This window comes from Citreicella sp. C3M06 (genome assembly GCF_018860705.1).
Taxonomy (GTDB): domain Bacteria; phylum Pseudomonadota; class Alphaproteobacteria; order Rhodobacterales; family Rhodobacteraceae; genus Salipiger.
The window spans coordinates 1-6,086 of record NZ_JAHKQA010000019.1; the positions used below are offsets into that span (position 1 = coordinate 1).

Sequence of the window (6,086 nt, forward strand, 5' to 3'; positions counted from 1 at the left end):
CAATGCATCCTGACCCTAAGCAGGCCAAAACCCGCCACATGTTCTGCCGCGCCTTCGATGTCCAACGGCTGCCCCCACTCGGTGGGACGTCCGACATACACGGCCATTTCAAGCTCGAGGTCCAGTTCCCGACAGGGGCCGAACTCTGGTTCCCTCGCCCCGTTGCTAGGTTGGAATTGCCCCAACGGCCGACGAATCCCGGTACCGGACGCACAGACCGTCGAGGCGCGCCCGTGGTAGCCGATGGGCACCCACTTGTAGTTGTCGGGCAATGGATTTTCCGGTTGCAACAGCCCCCCTGCGCGGACCGCATGGTGAATGCCCGCGTAGAAATCGGTGTAATTCGCAACTCGCACGGGCCGATGAAGCGTCACCGATGCCATGTCATGCAGGATCTGGTCTGCATGAGCCTTGCCTCCTATCCCGTCAGAGGATTCAAGCAGGGCAAAGACCGCGTGGCGCAGGGCCAGCCCCGTTTCGTGGCCTTCGGCAAACAGGCCGTTCAAGCCGTCGCTTGCCAAGAGAGCCCGCGGCACCGCCGCGCCCAGCAAGCCAAGATCCCAGGCAGCAGAAAGGTCCAGAACACGGTCCCCGATGGCCACACCGGCACGGGCGGCGCCATCTGCCGGGGAAAAAATGCCCAACGGCAGATTCTGAATGGGAAAATCGGTCGCCTCAAGATTGGCGCTTTCGACCCAGGATCGGGCGGTAGCGTCATTCGTGTGATCGAGTTCGGGATAACCAAGCATCCGGATATGGTCCTTTTATGTTTAGAAACGTCCGGCGACCCTTGCCGCCGGACCAAGACGTCACAGAAAAAACGAAACGGACAAGAGGAGGATCGAGGTCACGGCAAACCAGATACTCCAGAGAAACGCCATGTACCCCCAGACATCGCGCAGCCGCATACCCACCACCGCCAGTGCCGGGATCACATACAACGGTTGCAGCAGGTTCGTGGCCTGATCTCCATAGACGAAGGCGTTGATGATCAGGGGCAGATCGGCACCGGTTTGAATGGCAGCGTCAACGGTGATTTCCCCCTGCACGATCCACTGTCCCCCCTGTGACGGTATGAACAAGTTCACCAATGAACTGGACAGGTAGGTGAAAAACGGCAGCGTGTTTGCCGTCGAAATCGAGGCAAAGAACCCGACGACGACCGTGGCCAAACCTGAATTTGCCATCATTCCCGCGATCCCGCCATAAAACGGGAACTGGATCATCACATCTGTCGCCAGTTTCAGGTTTTCGCGATAGGCTGCGATGAACCGGGCCGGCGTGTTGTAGAGAAAGAAATTTGCGATCAGAAAGACAAAGATCACGAAGCTGAGCGAGAGCGAGGCAAACAACCCGTTGCGGGCCACGGTAAAGCCAATCATCACCGCACCAAGCGTTCCGATCGCCCACATCAGCACCCGGCTGCCATTCAGCCGTTCCGCAATCGAGCCGGTATGATCCTCTGTTTCGGGGGTGGGCGCGACGTTGGGCGTAACCTCCTGGTTGAACTCGACCACTTCATGATCCGATGGGCGGGTCATCATGGCGATCAGCGTTGTCAGCCCCGCCAAGAGCACCCAGATCACGATGTTCATCGGGTTGTAGGTGGTCACCGTCTGCGGAATCACGCCGATCTTGTCGGCCATCGGATGATCTCCGGCCAGCAGCGCATAGATCGTGCCCGTCGGGCTGAGGCACTGGCCAAGGATCATTGTCGAATAGCCCGCGGCAATCAGCATCGGGAAATGCAGCCCCCGGATGCGCTGGCTCAGCGCCATGGCAAGGACCGGCGTGACGATCAGCGCGAAAGCCCAGTTTACGAAGCTTGCGAGATAGCCAAACACCATCAGCAACAGAACCGCCGTGGCGGGACGCCGCACAACACCGGCCAGCAGATCAAGCCCGCGGCTGACCTGCGCAGAGCGCGCCGTCACAGCACAGCAGACCACCATGAAAGCCATCTGGAAGGCGAACGCCGCCTGCGACCAGATTCCGTCGTACCAGAATTGGGCCATGGTCAGAGGGCCATTGCCGGTCACCAGTACCCCGGCGCCAAAGATGACCACGGTAAAAATCATGCAGAAGACAAGCGGGTCCGGAATGATCCTTTCTGCGGCAAAGTCGAATTTCTTGGACATCCGCCAAAGCAATGACCCTCCTTCGGCGCGCTCGATATCGTACAGGCTCATGGTTCTCCTCCCAGAGAGTTTTCAGGTTTCGTTCAGTGTCGATAGCTGTCGGATCAGTCGCTTGTGGAAGTCGCGCGTACCTCCACGCTGCGCCCTTCGCCGTAGTGAAAAAACCCCTCCCCGGTTTTCAAACCCAGCTTGTTCTCGGCAATCTTGCGTCGCAGCAGATCGTTGGCCTCCTGCGCGGCACTGATCTGCGGCAGCAGATTGTCCCCCACGGCGCACCAGATATCGATGCCGCCGAAATCCGCGATCTCCAGCTGACCGGTCGTCGCGTAGCGAAAGGCAGGGCCGTATTTCAGCGCATTGTCGATATCTTCCGGCGATGCCGCGCCCGCTTCGATCAAGGCAAAGACTTCGCGCGCGATGCCCTGTTGGATCCGGTTGGCGATCAGCCCCGGCAGGTTCCTGAGAACGCGGATCGTTTTCTTTCCGCAGCTCTGCAACAAGGCTTCTACCCGTTCCAGCTGCGCTGCCGCCGTGCCGCCAAAGTCCGACAGCTCCACCAACGGCACCAGATGGGCAGGATTGTACCAATGGCAGATCATGCAATCGGCCTGCCGCGCCTGTGGCAGATCGACAATCATCTCTTGCAGATCCAGGCTTGACGTATTGCTGGCAAGGATCGTTCCCGGTGCGCAAAACTGATCAAGATTTGCAAACAGCGCCCGCTTCAGCGTGATATCCTCGGGGATGGCCTCGATCACGAAATCCGCAGCCGCAACCGCTGTCTCCAGTTCCCCGGCATAGGAAATCCGACCAAGGATCCCCTCGACATCCGCCGCCGCCACTTGCCCGGTTTCGACCAACAGGCCCAGTTCCGACCGAATGGCACTCAACGCCTTTTCGCGCATTGCCGGATCGGGATCATAGACCCGCACGTCATGGCCATGGATGGCAAAGGTTTCCGCGATGCCGTGCCCCATGGTTCCCGCACCAATGACGGCGATTGTCTCAATGTGTTTCATATTCCCTCCCTTGGATCAGGCACGATCCCACCAATCCGCCACATTGCATGGCGGATCCTTTCGTAACTTGTCTGACGTGGATCAGGGCGTCAGCTTGAACCGCTCAGGCTTGCGGGGAGCCTTCGGGATAGACGTTCATCAGCGTTGAATTCAGATGCGCCCGCAAAAGGGCAAAGGCGCGGTCCTCATCACGCCCCGTCGCCGCCTTGGCCAGCACTTCATGCATCCCGATAAAGCTCTCGGCGTCAGCCATGCCCTGCATGTTGATCTGCCGATACCGGAAGGCCTGATTGTAAAGATCATCCGCCATATCGATAAGGCGCACAGATCCACACCCACTGATCAACGCGGCGTGAAACCCATGATGCAGCCGGTCGAACTCCTCACCGCCCTGCCCGAACTGCGCACCCGCCCGCTGAACGTTCAGCCGTAGTCGGTGCAGCGCTCCGATCACATCGGCTTCCCAGACGTCCCCGCCGCAACGCATGGACAAAAGCAGAGCCTCCCGTTCCACCATGACCCTCACTCGGGTAATGTCGGCCAGATCTTCGTAGCTCAACGCTTGAACGCGAAAGCCCCGCCGCCCAACGGCGGCCACCATGTTGCGCGCTGCAAGCCGCGACAGCGCTTCCCGGATCGGACTGGAACTGACGCCATATCGATTGGCCAGTTCGGTCACTGCCAAGCGGGCACCTGGTTCATGCGCGCCTGAGATGATGTCCTGCTGCAACATCTGCTCCGCACGCTCTGCAAGCGTAACGCCCTCCGTACGGATTGGTGATTCTGCCATGCGCTGCCTCCCTCTGACATTTTTATGCATAATTTTATCTTTTGTGCAAAACTATATTTTCCGCCATGATAGAAAGCCAGTGAACCGGAGGTCATGCTGCCGTCGCACACCATCCCGCATCCTGCTGCTGCTCCTCCGGTAGGTCGATCAGACCTGCGTCGACGCGGTCCAGCCCTCCCGGACCGAGCTGCATCGACCATAAACGGCGTTTTGCGCCTATATATCCCGCCAAAACCGCCGCATCTTGCGCTTCGCTATTAGGTCCAATAAGTTTGCCTTATCAGACATGAAGGGACCGCTTGCCGCCCGGCACGAAACGCAACGGGTTTGCGGGGAAACATGACCTCCGAGACGGACAAATCATCAGCACCAGATGCGTCCCTCGGCAAGGAGGCTCCGGCGCCCCGCGAGGCTCTCACCCTGCCCGCCCATGTGGCGGGATCGGGTGCATTGGACCGGCTCGTCGACACCGCGCGCGATTATGCCCGCGCCGCGGCCTCCGACAACACCCTCAAGGCCTACAGAAAAGACTGGGCGCAGTTCAGCCGCTGGTGCCGGAGGAAGGGCACCGAGCCGCTGCCGCCCTGCCCCGAGATGATCGGGCTCTATCTGGCCGATCTTGCCGCGCCGTCCGGGCGCGCTCCGGCCCTCGCCGTCAGCTCCATCGATCGCCGCCTGTCGGGCCTGACATGGAACTACGCACAGCGCGGCTTCGCCCTCGATCGCAAGAACCGCCATATCGCCACGGTGCTGGCCGGCATCAAGCGCCGACATGCCCGCCCGCCGGTGCAGAAGGCCGCGATCCTCCCCGAGGATATCCGCGCCATGACAGCCACCCTGCCCTATGATCTGCGCGGGCTGCGAGACCGGGCGATGCTGCTGCTGGGCTATGCCGGCGGCTTGCGGCGCTCGGAAATCGTCGGGCTCGATGTCCACAAGGACGACACCCCGGACAGCCGCGGCTGGGTCGAGATCATGGCGGGCGGCGCTCTGCTGACGCTGAACGCCAAGACTGGCTGGCGCGAGGTCGAGGTCGGGCGTGGGTCGTCGGATCTGACCTGCCCGGTGCAGGCGCTGGAGCAATGGCTGCATTTCGCCAAGATCGATTTCGGGCCGATCTTCGTGGCGACATCGCGGGATGGAACCCGCGCGCTGCAGACCCGGCTCAACGACCGGCACGTGGCCCGACTGATCAAGCGCACCGTGCTGGAGGCCGGTCTGCGCCCCGAGCTGCCCGAGGCCGAACGCCTCGCCTTGTTCTCAGGGCATTCCCTGCGCGCTGGTCTGGCCAGTTCCGCCGAGGTCGACGAGCGCCACGTGCAAAAACACCTCGGCCACGCCTCCGCCGAAATGACCCGCCGCTACCAACGCCGCCGCGACCGCTTCCGCGTCAACCTCACCAAAGCCGCGGGGCTCTGAACACAGCGCCCCACCCCGCCGGACCGGATAACAGCCACAGCAGCACGAGCTGGTGCAGGACCTATGAGTTGAAAAGTACCACCAAGACCTGGCAATGAAAAATTGCCGCCCTCGGTGAATGAAACGGGATCATCCTGCACAGATCGGGCTGTGTATGGATGCCCCCCATGAATGCAAGCAGGATCTTCGGCACGATCAGGCATTTGATCAGCCGCGATCGTGTGTCCGGTCTCGAAGTTGCAGCCTCTCATGGCTGCAGCGAGCCGGTTCTCGGATTGCGCCCTGTTAAGCAGGAAAGCCTATAGTCCGTCCGGCTCTCTGCGAGGTCACAAGTGCTGCGCCTCATGATGGCTTTTGTCGGTCAGGTCGTCTTCAGTCTATGGTGCGGGTTTGCAGGCCACTGTTCTTCCCATCGGCCCGCGCGAGTTCGACCAGCCCCCCGCCCCTTCGCGCATCAGCCCCTAGGCCGCTCGGGCCATGCGGTTGGCCAATGCCACCGCAACCAGCATCTTTGCCTTGCGCGCGCGACAGCTTGCGAGGCAAAATGACCGTCCCATTTGAACCGGCACCGTGGATCGGAAATGGGTTCTTGGCCAAGTCCAAGCCATTGACGCGAATCTTGGTCATGGAAGTTCCGCTCGTAGCGGTGCTTCAACGCTCGCTACTTTGGCACATTTGATGCCGACTCAGGGGCGTCCAGCTGACCTGCCCCCCGCGAAA

General features: G+C 60.9%; 6 protein-coding genes. 1 reads left to right on the top strand and 5 read right to left on the bottom strand.

Features of this window, described 5'->3' with window-relative positions:
* The 4 genes from KO516_RS04345 to KO516_RS04360 all read right to left on the bottom strand — a co-directional run.
* Positions 1-749: fumarylacetoacetate hydrolase family protein (locus KO516_RS04345; RefSeq protein ID WP_216002588.1), on the bottom strand; the 749-nt coding region annotated here is incomplete at its 3' end.
* A 60-nt stretch (positions 750-809) separates the two neighbouring features.
* Positions 810-2,189: a short-chain fatty acid transporter gene (locus KO516_RS04350; RefSeq protein ID WP_216002589.1), complete on the bottom strand. Its 1,380-nt coding sequence runs from the start codon at positions 2,187-2,189 to the stop codon at positions 810-812.
* 53 nt (positions 2,190-2,242) lie between these two features.
* A complete protein-coding gene (locus KO516_RS04355) occupies positions 2,243-3,157 on the bottom strand; it encodes a 3-hydroxyacyl-CoA dehydrogenase family protein (RefSeq protein WP_216002590.1) in 915 nt (304 codons plus the stop codon).
* A gap of 103 nt (positions 3,158-3,260) precedes the next feature.
* Entirely contained in the window at positions 3,261-3,947 is a 687-nt protein-coding gene (locus tag KO516_RS04360; protein WP_216002591.1) for a GntR family transcriptional regulator, read from the bottom strand.
* A 339-nt stretch (positions 3,948-4,286) separates the two neighbouring features.
* On the opposite strand from KO516_RS04360, the gene KO516_RS04365 reads away from it, so the two are divergent.
* On the top strand, positions 4,287-5,366 hold the full coding sequence (locus KO516_RS04365; protein ID WP_216002592.1) for a tyrosine-type recombinase/integrase: 1,080 nt from the start codon (positions 4,287-4,289) through the stop codon (positions 5,364-5,366).
* Between the two features lie 372 nt (positions 5,367-5,738).
* Here the strand turns inward: KO516_RS04365 and KO516_RS04370 are convergent, their stop codons facing one another.
* Positions 5,739-5,993, bottom strand: a complete 255-nt coding sequence (locus KO516_RS04370; RefSeq protein ID WP_216002593.1) for a hypothetical protein — start codon at positions 5,991-5,993, stop codon at positions 5,739-5,741.
* Positions 5,994-6,086 lie beyond the last annotated feature (93 nt).